We start from the raw sequence: 18,466 nt of genomic DNA, 5'->3' as shown, positions 1-18,466 counted from the left end.
TTTTATTCCCATCCTTTGTATATGTCTTTACTTAAATAGCGCTCACTGCTATCAGGAAAAATCGTTACAATATTTGTACCTGGTGCTGCCTTCTCGGCCTCAAGTAAGCTCGCATGAAATGCTGCTCCTGAAGAGCTCCCAACGAGAAGTCCTTCTTTTTTCGCTAATTCTTTCACTCGTAAAAATGCATTTCGATCAGAAATCGTATGAATTTCATCAAAATAAGATGTCTTCAAAAATGGCGGGATAAATTCCAGTCCAATTCCTTCGGTCTCATGTGAACCAGCCTTACCACCATTTAAAATAGATCCTTCTGGCTCTACGATAACTGTTTTAATATCTATATTTTTTTCTTTCAAATAAGATGCAGTCCCCATAAACGTACCGCCAGTTCCTGCTCCAGCAACAAATATGTTAATCTCTCCATTCAATGCGTCCCACAGTTCAGGTCCTAGTGTTTTAAAATATGCACGAGGATTTGCCTCATTTGCGAACTGACTTGGAGAGTATGAATTCGGTAGTTCATTTACTAACTCTTTTGCTTTAGCAATTGCACCGGTCATTCCTTGCTCAGTCGGTGTATGCACGACCGTTGCACCTAGTGCTTTCATTAATTCTTGTTTTTCAATACTAAATTTCTCTGGTACACAAACAATAACACGTAAATCATGTTCTAATGCTGCAAGTGCCAGTCCAATACCAGTATTCCCAGCAGTCGGTTCAATAATTGTTCCACCCTGGGTCACAAGCCCTTTTTCTAGCGCATCTTCGATTAATTCTCTTCCTAAACGATCCTTAACGCTTCCGCCTGGGTTATAAAATTCAAGCTTTGCAAATAAACGGACTCCTTTCGGAAGTGAAAAACGAGTAATTTCTACAATTGGTGTATGACCAATTAACTCATGAACTCCACGATATACATTCATCGTGTTCTCCCCCTTGTTTGCCAATAAAGAAAAGGCAACTGTATGTATTTTCTTTATATGAGACAGTTGCCTTTTTGTTACATTACTTTAACTCTTCTAACACTTTTACGATAAAGTTTGTAGAATGAAGAGCTGCTTGATCTAAAAACTGATCAAATGAAACATTTGATTCTTTACCAGCAATATCAGAAAGTGCGCGAATGATAACAAACGGAATTTCATATTGGTGGCATACTTGTGCAACAGCTGCTGCTTCCATTTCTACCGCATAAAGATTTTCAAATTTATCACGGATGGCTGCAACGCGGTTCGAATCACTCATAAATGAATCACCTGTTGCAATCATACCTTTTACAACTTGAATATTTTCTTCAGCCTGCATACATTTCTCAGCTAATGCAACTAACGCCTCATCAGCTTTAAATCCAGGCGGCATTCCTGGTACTTGACCATATTCATAGTTAAATGCTGTTACATCTACGTCATGGTGACGAACTTCAGTGGAAATAACTACATCACCAACGTTTAGAGAATGATGGAATCCACCAGCTGAACCAGTATTAATTACTTTTTCAGGCTTATATTTTTCTAATAAAATTGTCGTTGACATCGCTGCGTTTACTTTACCAATACCAGACTTTAACAAGATTACTTCATGCCCTGCTAATAGCCCTTTCGTAAATTCACAACCTGCAACCGTTTCTGTCTCTGCTTGTTCTAATTTGTCACGTAAAATACGTACTTCTTCTTCCATTGCTCCAATTACAGCAATTCTCAATCTAATCCCTCTTTCTATTGCTTAGTTGCCTCCATTACCCAAACGAAATGATTTAATCTCGTGAACGTTACATGGAAGCCATTGTTTTCAAAAATAGTCTGCATAACTGGAATACGTGTATAGTATTCCGTTTGCAAATCGTTTGCTAACTGGTGGAAACCTCTTTGTTTTGCTGTTTCAACAGTTTTATCATATGCATCTTGATCTGCAAATATCGTATCAGCAAACACTATTTTACCACCTTTGTTTAGCAATTGACTATACTTCGCAATCGCTACATTTTTTTCATCATCTGTTAAATGATGAAATGCATAGGTGCTTACAATGGTATCAATTGAATTTGGAACTTCAAACGAAAGAAAATCACCGTCTGTAATTGAAAATTCTTTTGGCAATTTCTCTTTTGCAATCATGCGCATTTCACGCGACGGTTCTATACCGTAAACTGTGCGGCCAGCAAGTAATAATTTATTTGTTAAATTACCTGTACCGACACCAAATTCTAATACATTACCAAATGACTTGTTAACTACATCCTCTAGAATGTCCTCATAATGGGCGAAAACTTCTTTATATTGTATATCTTCGCCTTGTACAAATGAGTCGTACGTATGAGCCCACTCATCAAATAAACCATTAAATTCTGTACCCATAAAAATTCCCCTTTTTCTTATCGGTTTTATCAGTATGATATTCCCTCTTTCTAAAAATGTCAATTGAAATGTACATGGTATTTCCTTCTTTTCTTTGTTACACTATAGTTGATTACATAGGAGAGGGGCCGTCTTCATGTCATTTACCTTTGAAATGTTAGAAGATAAAGTAGAGTTTTTTGAAGCGGGAGACTTAGCTTCTTTAGAACGAAAAATTAGTGAACAAATTGATAATAATAAAGCACTTATGCTTGAAGTTCATCACATCTCACATCAAATGGTTATGGATCCTGAAAGCAAAAGACCGTATTATAGCGCGGTTGTTCATTTTAAATTAAAGAAATTGCGTTAACAAAAAAGAGAAGCTCCTAAGGAGCCTCTCTTTTTTAGTTTAGAGTTTGAACAAGTACTGGTTTCCAGCCCTCATTGTCTACCCAATCAATATTTACATAATATCTTTTCCCACTTTGCTTATCTTGAACATCACCATAAGCTTTGCTCTTTCCAGTTTTGTCTCTTCCAACAAAATGGAATACTAATTGCTCTTTCGGTACTTCAACACCTGCAGCAATTGCACTTTGCATCTCATTCCAATCTGATGAACCCTGTTTAAACGTCATCGCTGGTGATGAACCTTGTTCTGTTCCTACAGCTTTCCAAGAAGGTTTTGTATACGCCTCTTTTGCCTTAGATACAGTTTTCTCAGCTGATACTTTCTCGTTAGCTTTCGCTTCTTCTTCAGCTTTTTTCTGTTCTTCTTCAGCCTTTAGCTTCTCTTCTTCAGCTTTTTTCTTAGCTTCTGCTTGCTCTTGTTCTTTTTCTTTTTTCTTAGCAGATTCTTTATCTTCTGATTTTCCAGCTTTCTCATTCTTTGTTGTTTGTTGAGAGACTTTCTTATCAGTAGAAGATGCTTGCTCTTTCGTACTAGGAACGAACAATTGATATGCTACAATAGCTACTAATAGTAATACAATAGCGATTGCAATATTTAAAACACCGTTTTGACGACGTTTTTGTTGTTTCTGTTGGAATCTTGATCCTCCTGCCATTCTCCAAACCTCCATGCAGTTTTTCCTAATTGCTATTGTAACATTAAATCTAGAAAGGTTGAACATTTACAATGATATTTTCATGAAATGAAGACATTTCACTATAAATTGCAAGATTACTTTTCATTCTCCAATTGATAGATTGCTCCTACCATATCTTTAAAAATAGGTGTAACTTTATTCACTTTGCTATCAGTCTCTAGATCAACAACAACTAAAGCATATCTTGGATTCTCATACGGAAAATAACCTGCAAACCAGCGATTCACCCTCGTCCCTTTCCCTGTTTGCGCTGTCCCGGATTTTCCAGCGACACTTAGTGGCAACGAACGGAATGCCGTTCCTGTTCCTTTCTCCCTTGTTACAACGCCTCTTAATAACTCTTGTAATGTTTTCACTGTTTCATACGAAAGCTGTTTTCCATTTAACGTATGGCTCTCAAATGTAAAAAAATCCGCTCCATTTTTATATACTATTTTTTCAACTGCTTTCACTTCCATCTTTTCTCCATTCCTCGCAATCGTCGCCATCATATTTGCAATTGCTAGAGGTGATATACGTACATCTTTCTGTCCAATTGCTGTTTGTTCTACCGCTTTTTTACTATTTTTATTTTCTTCATTCCCCCAAATAGTAGTACCCTTTTCTTCTGGCATTTGCTCAAAATGAGGTGTATGAAATACAGAACCTTTCCATCCAACCTTTTCATTTGCTCCTAAAGCTGCTACGTATGTTTCTAGCACCGTCTTATCCTTTTGTAATAGCTCGTTACCTAACTCGGAAAATGTCCTGTTACAGCTCCTAGCAAAGCTCTCTTTAAAGTTAAGTGTACCCATCCTAACTTGCGGGTCGTTTTCACCATATAAATCTTTATTACAGTTAAATGTCCGATTAAACAAATTTACTTTTTGATCAATGACTGCAGCTGCAACTACTGTTTTAAAAACAGAGCCTGGAAAATGTGGCGTTAACATTTGATTTTCAAGTGTAGTTTTATATAAATTCTCATCCCTTACTTGTAAAGACGGCTTACTAGCCATCGCTAATATTTCATTTGTCTTTACATCAAGTAATACTAGTCCCCCCTTCTTTATTTCATTCGCTTCAATCACTTCTTCTGCTTTTTGCTGCAACTCTTTATGTAAAGTAGTTTGAATCCTAACTGGATAAAATGGATTTCCTGGCGAAGTGTATTTCGCTTGCTTTCCGAAAATTGGTTCTCCTTGCCGATCTACTTGATATAATACTTTTGCCTCTCCATCAGTCAATAGAAATTCATCAAATGATTGCTGTAATCCTGAAATACCTATCGGCGTTTGTTTTGAGATTCTTTTCAATTCTCCATATCGCTTTTGAAACTCCCTTTCGTTCTCCCCTACATCACCAATTAAATGATTTATCTCTCCAGTTTGTTTTAATCGCACTTCAGCTGCTACAATACCTAATACATGTAATTCATTTACCTTCTCCATCTGCTCTCGTGTCACTCGAAATGGAGCAGTTTCTCCTTGTAGTGTAAATGCATTTTTATTATTTTTCATTTGTCTTCTAATCTCTTGTCTCGACACACCAATGATATGCGCGATTTTCTCTAACATGTCATTTTTTATTTGTAAAAATGGAAAAATAATTAAAACAGGATATTTTTCCTCACCTATTTTTTTACCATTACGATCTATAAACTGCCCACGTCCATCGTCTACTGTAATGGATTGTGTGCGTTGCGTAACACTTTTTTCAATTAAATTTATTTTGCGATCAGTAAATGATTCTGTATCTATAATTTGAATTTGGATTAAACGACAAAGCAATACAAACATAACGCTCATAAAACAAATTAAAACAATTGTAATTCTCCGTTTTATTTTCATAAAAAACACCTCGTCTATTGTAGTTTAGACGAGGTACTATTTTATTTATACAATCTCCAAAACAAAAACAGATATTATATAAGGCTATTATTGTTTCTTTGGCTTCTCTAAAAATTTCATAAGAAGCGATCTAAATTCAGTTTCATTCACTCCAGTGTTTTTAGCAACTTCAATTACAGTGGTTGTTACATTAGCCGCTATTTTTAAATAATCCTTACTAAGATTATCCATTTCATTTCTTTTTTCTTTTGCATTCTCAACTGTTACAGAATCAATACAAGTAATCATCTTATCTACAATATGTAAATAATTATTTTGTGCATCTATTATTTTTTGAATATCATCTTTATTACTTACTTTCGATTGTTTTAAATATGTATATGCTTGATTCACTTCATCTTTTAAAATTTTATCATTATTCTTCGCCTGTTCTTGTAACATATTCTTCATATCATCTATTGTTTTTTGATCCATCGAATCTCGCAATAAATAATCTGGATTCCCAATTGCGTAATCATACTTAATCGTTACATCTTGAAATATTTTCATGACAATTGCTAATTGATACGCTACATCAAAATCATTAAATTCCTTTTTATCTTGTGGATTTTCTAAGGCTTTTGAACTCTCAGTTGCTTTAATATCCTTTTTTTCTTCTTGCTTCACTTTTTCTCCCTTTGATGATGTAGTTTCTTCATTCGTTCCGCATGCAGCAAGTCCTAATAAGGAGATACTACAAACCAATCCTGTAAAGATTTTATGTTTCATAATTAGCCCCTTTTCCCTTTTAAAACCTATGGTCTCTAATTATGATATCAAAGCTTAAAGTGTTTTTTTGACATTTTTTGTCGAATCACTCTAAGGTTTACACAATTTTTTTCATTCTACAGAAAAAAAAGATTCTCCCGATAGGAGAATCTTTTTTTTTATTTTACAGAGACAATCTCTACTTGCATTTCTCCGCCTGGTGTTTGGATTGTTACTTTCTCACCAATTTGCTTACCTAATAAGCTTTTTGCGATTGGAGAATCGTTAGAAATTCTTCCTTCGAATGGATCAGCTTCCGCGCTACCTACGATTGTATACGCTTCTTCATCTCCGTTTGGTAATTCTTTAAATGTTACTGTTTTACCTAATGTAACAACAGTAGATACTTCGCCAGTATCTTTAATGATAACTGCGTTACGAATCATATTTTCTAATTGTGTAATACGTCCTTCTACGAACGCTTGCTCATCTTTCGCTGCATCGTACTCAGAGTTCTCAGAAAGATCCCCGAAGCTACGTGCGATTTTAATACGTTCTACTACTTCTTTACGTCTTACTGTTTTTAATTGCTCAAGTTCGTTCTCTAGTTTTTGCTTACCCTCTTGCGTCATAGGGTATGTTTTTTCTGTTGACATATTTTCCACTCCTTTTATATACCAATCCCCCGAAAAAAAAGAGGAGTTCCATATGAAAACTCCTCCGCTTCCATTGTTAGCGGAGGTTTCTAGTACCCTTGCACTAGCGGAGTTGTCACATACAACCCCGTATTTCCAATTCTTCTTTATATAAAGAAGATATGTATGGAAAGTTGATATAAATATGCCCTCACCTATATATAGATGAGGTTGCATGTTTCATTGTATTCGATAAGAAGGGAAAAAATCCCTTCCTACCGTATATCTTTTACTATGCTATTACAAATTTACTTTTTGTTCAAGAATTGTTGCAATTTTTGTCACCATAATATCAATTGCAACGTGGTTTTGTCCACCTTCAGGGATAATAATATCCGCAAATTTCTTAGAAGGCTCAATAAATTGATTGTGCATTGGACGTACAACATTTACGTACTGATCAATAACTGAATCCATCGTACGACCGCGCTCTTTAATATCACGTTGCATGCGGCGCAGAATACGAAGGTCAGCATCCGTATCAACGAATAATTTAATGTCCATTAACTCGCAAAGACGTGGGTCTTCTAAAATAAGAATTCCTTCTAAAATAATTACATCTTTCGGCTCAACCGGAATAATTTCTTCTGAACGCGTATGCAATGTATAGTCATATACAGGCTTATCAATTTGCTCATATGCAAGCAACTGCTGCAAATGTTCAATTAACAGATCATTATCAAACGCAAGCGGATGATCATAATTTGTTTTTAAACGCTCTTCCATTGGTAAATGGCTTTGATCTTTGTAATAATAATCTTGCTCTAAGATTAAAATAGAATGACCTTTAAAATGGTCAAAAATCGCTTTCGTTACACTCGTTTTACCTGATCCCGAACCACCAGCAATTCCAATTACAACAGGCTTATTCGTCCCCATTCGACTATCACTCTTTCTTATTGAAGTATGCTTTTGCGCATCATATTATTCACATACACTCGTTGATCCACTTTGAATTTCACGATTTGCAACGGATGTCTCGCTGCATCTAATTCGTTTCCATCCTCATCCCAAATTTTCTCCACCGTTTGCGTAAAGTTTTCTATTTCTGGTCCAAAGAACTCCACTTCATGTCCTGGTTTGAAATGATTACGTTGCTCAATCGTTACGATGCCCGTTTCTTCATTATAATCTAACACTAAACCAGCAAAATCATACGTTGTTTTCTTACTATGATTTCCAAACATTTGCTCTTGATGTCCTGGAACCCCTTCAAAGAATGCAGGAGCTGTATCACGATTTGCACATTTATCAAGCTCATCTAACCATTCTTGTTTAAACTCAAAGTTATCTGGATCCGCACAATACGCATCAATTACTTTACGATATACAGTTGCTACAGTCGCTACGTAATGGATTGATTTCATACGTCCTTCTACCTTTAAGCTATCGATTCCGATTTCAATCATTTTTGGAATTGATAAAATTAAATTTAAATCTTTTGGACTCATCGCAAAGTGAGCATCTCCTTCTTGGAATAGAGGAAGCTCTTTTGCATCTTTATGTTGTGATACTGTTTGAACTAAATCATAATCCCAGCGGCAAGATTGGCAACAACCACCACGATTAGAATCACGCGCTGTCATATGGTTACTTAATGTACATCTTCCTGAATATGCGATACACATTGCACCATGGACGAACGCTTCAATTTCAATATCCACTTTTTCTTTAATTTCTTTCATTTCTTCATAGCTTGCTTCACGAGCTAATACAAGACGATGTAAACCTTCTTCTTTCCAATACTGTGCTGCTTTCCAGTTGGATAGTGATTGCTGTGTGCTTAAATGCACCTCAACAGAAGGCGCTACGCGTTTACAAGTCTCAATGATAAGCGGATCAGCAACGATAATTCCCGTTACGCCAGCTTTTTCAATCCCTTTTAAATATTCCTCTAGCCCGTCCATATTTTCATTATGTGCAAAGATATTTGTTGTTACGTATATTTTTGCTCCATACTTCTTTGCAAACTCAACGCCTTCTGCCATTTCTTCTAGCGTAAAGTTACCTGCATTCGAACGAAGACCAAATTCTTGTCCACCTAAATATACAGCATCTGCCCCGTAATGGATAGCTACTTTTAATTTTTCTAAGTTACCCGCAGGGATTAACAGTTCAGGTTTCTTCACAATAACACGTTTGCCATCGATCACTCGTGAAATTTCTTGTACAGTCATTTCCTACACCCTCCTCGTTTAGTAAACCGTTTCTTTAAAGAAGAATCCTGTATCTAACGGACGATTTACTGGTTGCATTTCTTCTATTTCTTTATATAGATCATCTTTCACGTCATAATATGCATCACGATCTTCTACGCATAAATCAATCGCTTGACGATATTTCTTCGTTACTTCAATAATGTATTCAGAGCTTTTTAGTACACCGTCGATTTTTAAGCTATCAACTTCAGCATCGATTAGTTCCTCTAATTCATCGATGAAACAAATGTCGTTCGGACTCATAATGTGAGTACCATTTTCATCTTCATAAATTGGATATTTATTGTTACGCTCTGGGTCATATAAGAACATATTCTCTTCATATTTTTTCTTTTCAATGTCAAGATTACGTCCTTGATACTCAAAGTAGTTTCCTACTAATGAACGCTTCGATTGGAACATACAAGTCATACCGTGAATTTGTACTTCCAGTTCCACTTCAGCATTTTCTTTTAAATCAACAATTTCATCTAAGCTAAGCTCACGAGCTAATACAGCACGCTTTGATCCTCTTTGTCCCCAGTAATTACAAGTGAACCAGTTTGTTGCTGTCGTTTCTGTATTCCAGTGCAACTGCATATTTGGTGCTACTTCACGAACAGCCATTAATACCGCTGGATCTCCGAAAACAATTGCATCTACATTTACTTCGTTTAAAAATGAAACGTAATCTGTTAATTCTTCTACTTTATCGTTGTGGAACATAGCGTTCATGGCTACGTATACTTTCACACCATTTTCATGTGCAATCTTTACAGTTTGTTTTACATCTTCACGTGAAAACTCCCCTGCTAAACGTAAACCAAACTTTTGCTCACCGATCATTACCGCATCTGCTCCTGCTTTCGCAAGTTGTTCGATATCCGCCACCGCTCTTGGCGTTACTAACAATTCAGGTTTCTTCATACCTTGGTCACCCTCTCTTTTTACTAACAGCTACTCCATCACCAATTGGGAAAATCGTTGTATCATATCCTTCATGGTTCATAAGCCACTCATTGTACGTCTTAATACGACGGATTAAACCACGTGTACGTCTGTTTTCAATTTTCTCTTTTGTCGTTACAAGACCGTGGTACATAACATTATCTGAAATAATTACGCCACCAGGATTTAATAACGGTTCATATAAGTCAAAAAAGCGACGATACTGTCCTTTTGCTGCATCAATAAAAATAACGTCAAATGTCCCGTGTTCTTTTACTTGTTCACCTGTCTCTAACGCATCACCGTAAATAACTGAAATACGATCTGTTACTGGGGAACGTTCTATATATTCAAGTGCTTTTTCATATCGCTCACGATTGCGCTCAACTGTCACAATACGTGAATTTGGAATAGCTTGCATCATACGAATACTAGAATAACCGATTGCTGTTCCAAGTTCTAAAATGCTTTTCGGTCCAATTAAACGTAAAAATTGCAGCATAAATTCCATTCCAAGTCGATCCATAATCGGCACATGATTTTCTGTTGCATATTCTTCCATTTCAAGAATTAATTTATCTTTCGGATCAATAAATGATAATAGGTACTCGTTAACTGCATCCTCCATAAATGGTCCTCCTTATTTACATGGAGAAGTGCCTCTATGACGTCTTTTCACACATAGAATGCAATAAAAATACAAGCCAGCTTTATCCTTAGCTTGTACGTCCCGTTTTGATATTAAAAACGATTCTTCTGCCAGTTTTTAACCCGATATATTTTACCACAAAAAAGAGGGATGTGCGACTTTTTTCGCTATCCCTCCCCATTTCACTATTTTTTCGTAATGTATTTTTGCTTTAATGCATTATGCTCTTCTAATGTTTTCGCATAGTACACTTCACCACTTGGTGCAGCTAAGAAATAATAATAATCTGTTTGCGCAGGTTCTAACGCAGCTTCTACTGAATGTTTACCAGAGTTTGCGATCGGCCCTACCGGTAATCCTTTTACAACATACGTATTGTACGGTGAGTTGACCTTTAAATCTTCGTATAATACACGTTGTTTATGCTTTCCAAGTGCATATAATACCGTTGGATCCGTTTGAAGCGGCATACCTTTTGCTAAACGATTATAAAAGACACTAGAGATCTTTTGACGATCTGTAAAACCAGTTGCCTCTTCTTCAATAAGTGAAGATAATGTTAAAAGCTGATGAACATCCCAATTCTTCGCTTTCATTTTCGCCTCATTTTGAACAATGATTGCATTTGTTTTCTCAAGCATTGGAATTACAATTTCTTCTAACGTCGTATCTTTCTTATAAAACGAATACGTTGCAGGATATAAATAACCTTCTAATGGGTATTTAATATTGCTATCAAAGATTTTATCCGTTAATAACTTCGGATACTTTTGCTGCATTTTTTGAATAAATGCTTTATCGTTTAATTGACGCGTAACATCATCTTTATTCCACTTTAGTTCTGTCGCAATCGTTTCTGCAATTTCAGTTACTTGCGCCCCTTCTTTAATCGTCACTTTATAAAGAGCTGGACGATGCACGTTGCCAGATGACATTTGTTCAATCACATCTTCAGCATTCATTGAAGGATTTAATAAATATGTACCTGCTTGTAAACTTTTCGATTTAGCCTTTGTATAAAAACTAAAAACTGTACCGTTTTTTACAGCGCCTTTTTCTTCTAAAATTTCTCCAATTTTACTTGTAGATGATCCTTTCGGAATTTCTACTTCAATCTCTTTTTTATTCCCGCTATCAACTGGTCCTAATGCGGATGAAATATACGCATAGACTGAACCACAAACTAAAAGCAGTGCAATAATCGAAAATAAAAAGATACGTCTACGCTTCTTTTTCACTTGATTCTCTATCAAAACATTTCCTCCTTACTTAATTGTAGACCGTATGTACACCTTTCTATACAACACGATGTAAAAACGCAAAAAATTCACTTATCTTTTTTAATTGACACTTTATTTTTCTACAATCCGTCTCATTATACTACAAAGACTTACACAGTTTCGACAAAAAATCTTTCATTTTACATATAAATACAAAAAAAGATGGACTGTATGTCGTCCATCTTTTCAGTACTTATTATTCAGCTTCTTGCTCATCAGCTAGAGTGTTGAACATTTCTTGTACCATTTCCCACTCTTCTTCAGATTCGATTGGAAGTAAAGTTCCGCCCTCTTCTTCATTTTGCTCATAAGCCATTGCATCATAAATTTGGTCTCCATCTTCGTCTACTTCACCGATTGGAGAGAAGACTACGTATGATTTTTTCCCAAATTTTTCAGCGTCAAAAGTGAAAATAATTTCACATAAATGTTCGTTACCTTTTTCGTCTACAATTGTAATTTGATTTTCTTCCATTTTGGTCACCTCTTATTTACTATCTAAAAATCCTTGTAAGATTACGACTGCAGCCATCTTATCAATTACTTGCTTTCGCTTCTTACGGCTTACATCGGCTGAAATGAGCAGACGTTCCGCTGCCATTGTTGACAAACGCTCGTCCCACATTACAACGTCTAATTGTAACAGCTCTCGTAGGTTTTCTGCAAATTGTTGGCACGCTTCACCACGCGGGCCAATTGTACCATTCATATTTTTAGGTAAACCTACTACTATCTTGTCCACATTGTACTGCTTTACTAACTCAGAAATACGATCAAAACCAAAGTGACCTCGTTCTTCGTTAATCTTAATTGTTTCTAATCCTTGTGCTGTCCAGCCCATTTCGTCGCTAATTGCAACTCCGACTGTTTTTGTACCTACATCTAAACCTAATATCCGCATAAACTACTCCTCACGATGATGTTTCAAGTAAGACTTCACAAGCTCTTCAATTAACTCATCACGTTCAAGCTTGCGAATGATGCTACGTGCATCTTTATGGCGAGGTATGTATGCTGGGTCTCCACTTAATAAATAACCGACGATTTGGTTAATCGGATTATAGCCTTTTTCTTGAAGTGCATCATACACAGTTAAAAGTACATCATTTACATGGACACTCTGTTTTTCATCTTGAATGCTAAACTTCATTGTTTTATCAAAACCGTCCATTTCAAGCACCTCACTTATATAGTAAGTATAGGGAGAAGAACTTCTCCTCTCCCTACCATTGTACACTACTATCTCTTTATTTTGAAACAGATTTAACGTACTCTTGTACAAATGCTAAAGCTTCTTCGACTTGAGCTGGGTTTTTACCGCCTGCTTGTGCCATATCAGGACGGCCGCCACCGCCACCGCCGCAACGAGAAGCTACTTCTTTCACAAGTTTACCAGCATGGTAACCTTGGCTAATTAAGTCTTTCGTTACACCTGCTAGGATGTTTACTTTATCGTCATTAACAGACGCTAATACAACAACTGCTGACTCTAATTTATTTTTCAGATCATCCATCATCGTACGTAAGTTATTCATATCTGCAACATTTACTTTCGCTGCTAATACATTCACACCATCAACTGTCATTACAGAATCAGTTAAGTTTCCAGCTTCGATATTGCTTAATTTCGCAGCAAGAGATTCATTTTCTTTTTGCAGTTGTTTCACTTCAGCAAATAGACCATCAACTCTTGTTAAAATATCTTTCGGATTTGTTTTCATTTTTCCTGCTGCTTCTTTTAATAAACCTACTTGATCATTCATTAATTCGTATGCAGACTTACCAGTTACTGCTTCAATACGACGAGTTCCTGCACCGATACCAGACTCAGCAACGATTTTGAAAATACCGATAGAAGCTGTGTTATCAACGTGACAACCGCCGCAAAGCTCTAAGCTGTAATCGCCAACTTGTACAACGCGTACAACATCACCGTATTTTTCACCGAATAATGCCATTGCCCCCATTTCTTTCGCTTCTTCGATTGCTTTTTGAGAAATCTCAACATCAATACTTTCCCAAATTTTCTCGTTTACCATACGCTCAATTTTTTCTAATTCGTCAGCTTGTACTTGACCGAAGTGAGAGAAGTCAAAGCGTAGACGTTCAGAAGTTACAAGAGAACCTGCTTGGTTAACGTGTGTTCCAAGTACGTCTTTTAATGCTTGGTGTAGTAAATGAGTTGCTGTATGATTTTTTACAACGCTACTACGATTTTTCGTATCGATAATAGCTTTTACAGCCGCATCTTTCGTTAATGTTCCTTCTTCAACAACAACTTTATGCAAGTTTTGGCCGTTTGGTGCTTTTTGTACGTCTTTTACAAGAACTTTCACGCCATCAGCAAGAAGGTAACCACGGTCTGCAATTTGTCCACCGCTCTCAGCATAGAATGGTGTTACATCAAGAATTAACTGTCCTTCTTCACCAGCTTGTAAGCTGTCTGTGTATTCGCCATTTTTCACAAGTGCAACAACGTTACTTTCTGTTGCAACTGTACCGTAACCAACGAATTCGCTCGCTACTTTAATTTCTCCAAGGACACCACCTTGAACTTGCATAGAATCAACGTCTTGACGAGCAGCACGTGCACGCTCACGTTGTTTTTCCATTTCATTTTCAAAGCCTTCATGATCAACTGTCATGCCAGCTTCTTCTGCATATTCTTCTGTTAATTCAATTGGGAAACCGTATGTGTCATATAGACGGAACGCATCTACTCCAGAAATAACAGTTGTTTTTTCTTCTTTTGCTTTTGCAATTACTTCAGCTAAAATCGCTTCACCATCATGAAGTGTTTCATGGAAACGCTCTTCTTCGTTCTTCACAACTTTCGCAATGAAATCTTTCTTTTCAAGTACTTCTGGATAGAAGTCTTTCATTACTTCTCCAACAACCGGTACTAATTCAAACATAAATGGACGATTGATGTTTAATTTCTTCGAATAACGAACAGCGCGGCGTAATAAACGACGTAATACATAACCACGGCCTTCGTTAGATGGAAGAGCACCGTCACCAACAGCGAATGTTACTGTACGGATATGGTCAGCAATTACTTTGAATGCCATATCTTTTTCTAAATCGCCATTACGATATTTTTCACCAGAAATTGTTTCTGTTGCATCAATCATCGGCATGAATAGGTCTGTATCGAAGTTTGTAGGCACATCTTGAACGATAGATGTCATACGCTCTAGACCCATCCCTGTATCAATGTTTTTCTTAGGAAGTGGTGTATATGAACCGTCTGGATTATGGTTAAATTGAGAGAATACAAGGTTCCATACTTCTAAGTAACGCTCGTTTTCTCCGCCTGGATATAATTCTGGGTCACTAAAGTCATTACCGTAAGCTTCTCCGCGGTCATAGAAAATCTCTGTATTCGGTCCACTTGGTCCTTCACCGATATCCCAGAAGTTTTCTTCTAAGCGAATAATACGCTCTTTTGGAACGCCCATTTTCTCATTCCAAATTGTGAATGCTTCTTCATCTTCTGGATGGATTGTAACTGATAGTAATTCTTTATCGAATCCGATCCATTTGTCGCTCGTTAAGAATTCCCAAGCCCATGTAATTGCTTCTTCTTTGAAGTAATCACCAATTGAGAAATTTCCTAACATTTCAAAGAATGTATGGTGACGAGCTGTTTTCCCTACGTTTTCAATATCGTTTGTACGAATTGATTTTTGAGCATTTGTAATACGTGGATTTTGTGGGATTACACGTCCATCAAAATATTTTTTTAATGTAGCTACACCACTATTAATCCATAGAAGAGATGGATCTTCATGCGGAACTAGTGATGCACTAGGTTCTACTGCATGTCCTTTTTCTTGGAAAAAGTCTAAAAACATTTGACGAATTTGTGCGCCTGTTAGTTGTTTCATTGTATTTTCCTCCTTAAATATAAAAAACTCCCGTCCCTATAAAAGGGACGAGAGTTAACTCGCGATACCACCCTAATTATGAATTGATTACAATAACAATCAATTCATCACCTCATGGTGCCGTAACGTGGCAAGACGGCAGTGATTAGCTGCTCTCAGGATTAGCTTTCTGTTACCCTTCATTTAAAGCTTCTTTCAGCCATATGGAAGCTTCTCTCTATAAATGGACTGTAACGTACTTGTTCCGTCATTGATTTAATGTATTATATGACTAAATATAATAGAATTCTCTTAAGTTTGTCAATGTAGATAATCATTTATATTGGATTAATTACTTATTAATCATAAGTATTCTACTATTCATTCTTAACAGCCTTTTCATATAGTATGCATTTATTAATAAATCGGAATCTCCTTATAAGAATAATTTATAAAAATTTCTAAATATTACTTTTTTTGTTATAATTAAATTATTGTTAATAAAATAAAGGAGCGATCACAATGACAACCTTACTTAGCAAAGCTAAAAACATATTAGCGACTGACGAAACGATATTATTTTACGCAGCATGTTCATTAGACATATTTATTTATCGTTCCGTCGCAAGGCCAGGATTGCTAATTTTAACGAACAAAAGGCTATTCTTTTATGGGCCAGATGTAAGTAAGAATCCAATATTTGAAGAGTACTCTTTCGCAAAAATTTCTAATCTAAAAGAACAAAAGCGTCTTTTCAACAATCAAATTGTATTTATGTATGATAACGAATGGAAAAAAATAAAACATATTCAAACAAATGATGTGAGCTCCCTCGTTCAAAAGATACACGAGCAGCTTTCTAAATAAATATATGATTAGCCCTCTATTTCTTACATAGAGGGCTTCTATACTTACACATCTTCTTTTTTCAAGAGCGGTCTCACATGAACAATGACAGTGCGAATAACTGCTAAAATCGGAACCGATATTAGCAACCCTACAATCCCAGCTACCTCTCCCCCAACTAGTAAGGCAAGCATAATAATAACGGGATGCATACGAAGTGACTTACCAACGATGTAAGGCGATAAAATGTTACTCTCCACAAATTGCAAAATCGCAATTGTGATCCCCGCCTTAATAAGTAAACTCGTTGATACTGTTGCTGCAATCATTAACGTCGGGATTGCTCCTAAAATAGGACCGAAGTACGGGATTATATCCGTTACCCCAATAATAATGCCAAGCAATAATGGATATTTCATACCAATAAACCAAAAAGAAAGAGCTGATACTCCCCCTAATACTAAACAAACAAATAACTGTCCTCGAATATAACTTCCAAGTGATTTATCAATTTCTTTCGCAAGCATTTGCCCCGTACCTCGCCATTTACTTGGGACTAGTTTCCAAAAGATATGATAAAACTCACCATAATCTTTTAATATGTAAAATACAATGAACGGTATTAAGAAAATAATGAGCAATGAATCGAGTACACCACGAGCTGTACTCATCACTTTATTTAAAAGCGCTTGAATCTTCGTTTCCACACCCACAAAAAGTTGTTTCACCTTTTCATGAATGAACGAAGGGAAATTCGCCGTTTGTTCTGTAACGCCATCCATCCACGAATCGTACATTTTTGTAAACTGCGGAAATTGTTCATTAATCTCTTGTAACTGTTTAATAACGACTGGTGTTCCTTTATAAATCCCATAACCAATTCCGCCAAAGAAAAGGATATAAATGAGCAAAATGGCAAGTGTACGGGGCATCCCTTCCTTATGAATTTTTTCAATTAAAGGGTGCAATAAATACGCAATAAAACACGCGATAAGAAACGGCGTGATTGCTACTTTAAATACAAAAATAATCGGTGCCCATAGCGGCTTAATTTTTAAAAAGACGAGCAGACAAAGAAAAACAAGTAACAATAATCCTAAACGATATATCCAAATGATTTTAAGATTCTTCACATGAAAAACCTCCTCCACCTTTATTTTGAAAATAAATGGGGTAGGTTATGTGCGAAACTTTTAAAATCTTTTCATACGGACCATACTGTTTTTTAAAGACGTACATATAAATAACATAACAAGGACAACCACCCCTGAGAATACAGCATGAATTAATATAATCAGGAGGGCTAATTATGGTTTTGTTTATGCTTGGATTATCAGCACTTTTTATGATTCTTGAATGGATTTGTATCGGGTTCGGTATTTGGAAGGGGTTCTTTATTCATTCCTCACGTAAAGAAAAAGCGAAGCAATTATGGCAGTATGGAATACTTGGCGTTGGCTGCTACGGTCTATCTTATCTTTTCTCAGAGATCGGACTTTTTTATTTACATATGGGTGCATAAAAAAACTCCCTTGTCTACAAGGGAGTTTTTCACTTTATCGAAATGATTATAAGTAAGACTTAATCATCTTACGTGCTTTTTTCATATTGCGTTTTGAAAATACATCTTGCTTACGAGCATATTGATATGCTGCAGCTCCAACACCTAATGCGATTAATGAATTGCGTAGATTCAAAGTAAATCCCCCTTTTCGTTATCCGATCGTTCTTTCATTCTCATCAAATAAATCATCAAGAGAGCTTAGTGAACCATCTTCCTCAACTTGATGCGTATGGATTTTCCCCTTTGAAACCGATAATTCGATATAACAATTCCAGCAATAAAATTGGTTGACACCTATTTTTCCAATGTCTTTCCCTTTGCAATTTGGACAAATAAACATATGGCTTTCATCTCCTTACAGTCTCCCAGATTCTATTCGCCATTATGTCCAAA

At 36.2% G+C, this 18,466-nt stretch carries 22 protein-coding genes and 1 other annotated feature; of the genes, 3 read left to right on the top strand and 19 right to left on the bottom strand.

Features of this window, described 5'->3' with window-relative positions; genetic code table 11:
• Positions 1-2: 2 nt before the first annotated feature.
• The 3 genes from B9A45_RS07455 to B9A45_RS07445 form a co-directional block, all read right to left on the bottom strand.
• Positions 3-926, bottom strand: coding sequence for an O-acetylserine dependent cystathionine beta-synthase (locus B9A45_RS07455; protein WP_001103880.1), 924 nt, complete (start codon positions 924-926; stop codon positions 3-5).
• Between the two features lie 82 nt (positions 927-1,008).
• The gene (gene mtnN / locus B9A45_RS07450) at positions 1,009-1,704 is read right to left on the bottom strand and encodes a 5'-methylthioadenosine/S-adenosylhomocysteine nucleosidase (protein WP_021728408.1); all 696 of its coding nucleotides are present in this window, start codon (positions 1,702-1,704) and stop codon (positions 1,009-1,011) included.
• A 14-nt stretch (positions 1,705-1,718) separates the two neighbouring features.
• The gene (locus B9A45_RS07445; protein WP_000536315.1) at positions 1,719-2,357 is read right to left on the bottom strand and encodes a class I SAM-dependent methyltransferase; all 639 of its coding nucleotides are present in this window, start codon (positions 2,355-2,357) and stop codon (positions 1,719-1,721) included.
• 136 nt (positions 2,358-2,493) lie between these two features.
• Here B9A45_RS07445 and B9A45_RS07440 point away from each other — a divergent pair, with 136 nt between their 5' ends.
• Positions 2,494-2,709, top strand: a complete 216-nt coding sequence (locus B9A45_RS07440) for a YrzA family protein (RefSeq protein WP_000010984.1) — start codon at positions 2,494-2,496, stop codon at positions 2,707-2,709.
• A gap of 34 nt (positions 2,710-2,743) precedes the next feature.
• Here B9A45_RS07440 and B9A45_RS07435 read toward each other — a convergent pair whose 3' ends face one another.
• The 13 genes from B9A45_RS07435 to alaS form a co-directional block, all read right to left on the bottom strand.
• Positions 2,744-3,406 (bottom strand): YrrS family protein, encoded by a 663-nt coding sequence (locus tag B9A45_RS07435; RefSeq protein ID WP_000897099.1) that lies wholly within the window; start codon positions 3,404-3,406, stop codon positions 2,744-2,746.
• Positions 3,407-3,522: 116 nt separating this feature from the next.
• A complete protein-coding gene (locus B9A45_RS07430) occupies positions 3,523-5,277 on the bottom strand; it encodes a peptidoglycan D,D-transpeptidase FtsI family protein (protein WP_000695155.1) in 1,755 nt (584 codons plus the stop codon).
• A gap of 87 nt (positions 5,278-5,364) precedes the next feature.
• The gene (locus tag B9A45_RS07425) at positions 5,365-6,045 is read right to left on the bottom strand and encodes a hypothetical protein (RefSeq protein ID WP_084063966.1); all 681 of its coding nucleotides are present in this window, start codon (positions 6,043-6,045) and stop codon (positions 5,365-5,367) included.
• A 158-nt stretch (positions 6,046-6,203) separates the two neighbouring features.
• Entirely contained in the window at positions 6,204-6,680 is a 477-nt protein-coding gene (gene greA / locus B9A45_RS07420) for a transcription elongation factor GreA (RefSeq protein WP_000102591.1), read from the bottom strand.
• Positions 6,681-6,959: 279 nt separating this feature from the next.
• Positions 6,960-7,598 (bottom strand): uridine kinase, encoded by a 639-nt coding sequence (gene udk / locus B9A45_RS07415; RefSeq protein WP_000537078.1) that lies wholly within the window; start codon positions 7,596-7,598, stop codon positions 6,960-6,962.
• Between the two features lie 17 nt (positions 7,599-7,615).
• Positions 7,616-8,896 (bottom strand): peptidase U32 family protein, encoded by a 1,281-nt coding sequence (locus B9A45_RS07410; RefSeq protein ID WP_000217974.1) that lies wholly within the window; start codon positions 8,894-8,896, stop codon positions 7,616-7,618.
• A gap of 18 nt (positions 8,897-8,914) precedes the next feature.
• Positions 8,915-9,844: a peptidase U32 family protein gene (locus B9A45_RS07405; RefSeq protein WP_000742811.1), complete on the bottom strand. Its 930-nt coding sequence runs from the start codon at positions 9,842-9,844 to the stop codon at positions 8,915-8,917.
• Positions 9,845-9,851: 7 nt separating this feature from the next.
• On the bottom strand, positions 9,852-10,493 hold the full coding sequence (locus B9A45_RS07400) for an O-methyltransferase (RefSeq protein WP_000389102.1): 642 nt from the start codon (positions 10,491-10,493) through the stop codon (positions 9,852-9,854).
• Positions 10,494-10,699: 206 nt separating this feature from the next.
• Positions 10,700-11,767, bottom strand: a complete 1,068-nt coding sequence (mltG, locus tag B9A45_RS07395) for an endolytic transglycosylase MltG (RefSeq protein WP_000572137.1) — start codon at positions 11,765-11,767, stop codon at positions 10,700-10,702.
• A gap of 223 nt (positions 11,768-11,990) precedes the next feature.
• Positions 11,991-12,269 (bottom strand): DUF1292 domain-containing protein, encoded by a 279-nt coding sequence (locus B9A45_RS07390; RefSeq protein ID WP_000392247.1) that lies wholly within the window; start codon positions 12,267-12,269, stop codon positions 11,991-11,993.
• A gap of 12 nt (positions 12,270-12,281) precedes the next feature.
• Positions 12,282-12,695 (bottom strand): Holliday junction resolvase RuvX, encoded by a 414-nt coding sequence (gene ruvX, locus B9A45_RS07385; protein ID WP_001221193.1) that lies wholly within the window; start codon positions 12,693-12,695, stop codon positions 12,282-12,284.
• A gap of 3 nt (positions 12,696-12,698) precedes the next feature.
• A complete protein-coding gene (locus B9A45_RS07380) occupies positions 12,699-12,965 on the bottom strand; it encodes an IreB family regulatory phosphoprotein (protein ID WP_000348590.1) in 267 nt (88 codons plus the stop codon).
• 76 nt (positions 12,966-13,041) lie between these two features.
• Entirely contained in the window at positions 13,042-15,684 is a 2,643-nt protein-coding gene (alaS, locus tag B9A45_RS07375; protein WP_000811801.1) for an alanine--tRNA ligase, read from the bottom strand.
• A 40-nt stretch (positions 15,685-15,724) separates the two neighbouring features.
• Positions 15,725-15,944, bottom strand: a binding site (T-box leader).
• Positions 15,945-16,185: 241 nt separating this feature from the next.
• Between alaS and B9A45_RS07370 the strand changes: the two genes are divergently transcribed.
• On the top strand, positions 16,186-16,530 hold the full coding sequence (locus tag B9A45_RS07370; protein ID WP_000209579.1) for a PH domain-containing protein: 345 nt from the start codon (positions 16,186-16,188) through the stop codon (positions 16,528-16,530).
• Between the two features lie 44 nt (positions 16,531-16,574).
• Here B9A45_RS07370 and B9A45_RS07365 read toward each other — a convergent pair whose 3' ends face one another.
• A complete protein-coding gene (locus B9A45_RS07365; RefSeq protein WP_000793128.1) occupies positions 16,575-17,642 on the bottom strand; it encodes an AI-2E family transporter in 1,068 nt (355 codons plus the stop codon).
• Positions 17,643-17,818: 176 nt separating this feature from the next.
• Here B9A45_RS07365 and B9A45_RS07360 point away from each other — a divergent pair, with 176 nt between their 5' ends.
• Positions 17,819-18,031, top strand: coding sequence for a hypothetical protein (locus tag B9A45_RS07360; RefSeq protein WP_000242535.1), 213 nt, complete (start codon positions 17,819-17,821; stop codon positions 18,029-18,031).
• Positions 18,032-18,077: 46 nt separating this feature from the next.
• Here the strand turns inward: B9A45_RS07360 and B9A45_RS07355 are convergent, their stop codons facing one another.
• Positions 18,078-18,206, bottom strand: a complete 129-nt coding sequence (locus tag B9A45_RS07355; RefSeq protein ID WP_001053553.1) for a YrzQ family protein — start codon at positions 18,204-18,206, stop codon at positions 18,078-18,080.
• A gap of 18 nt (positions 18,207-18,224) precedes the next feature.
• Positions 18,225-18,413, bottom strand: coding sequence for a hypothetical protein (locus B9A45_RS07350; protein WP_000469281.1), 189 nt, complete (start codon positions 18,411-18,413; stop codon positions 18,225-18,227).
• Positions 18,414-18,466: the final 53 nt, after the last annotated feature.

The sequence above is a fragment of the Bacillus sp. JKS001846 genome, from assembly GCF_900176455.1.
Classification (GTDB): Bacteria; Bacillota; Bacilli; order Bacillales; family Bacillaceae_G; genus Bacillus_A; species Bacillus_A cereus.
Note: the sequence above shows the minus strand (reverse complement) of the source record. Positions and strands in the feature narration are given on the sequence as shown.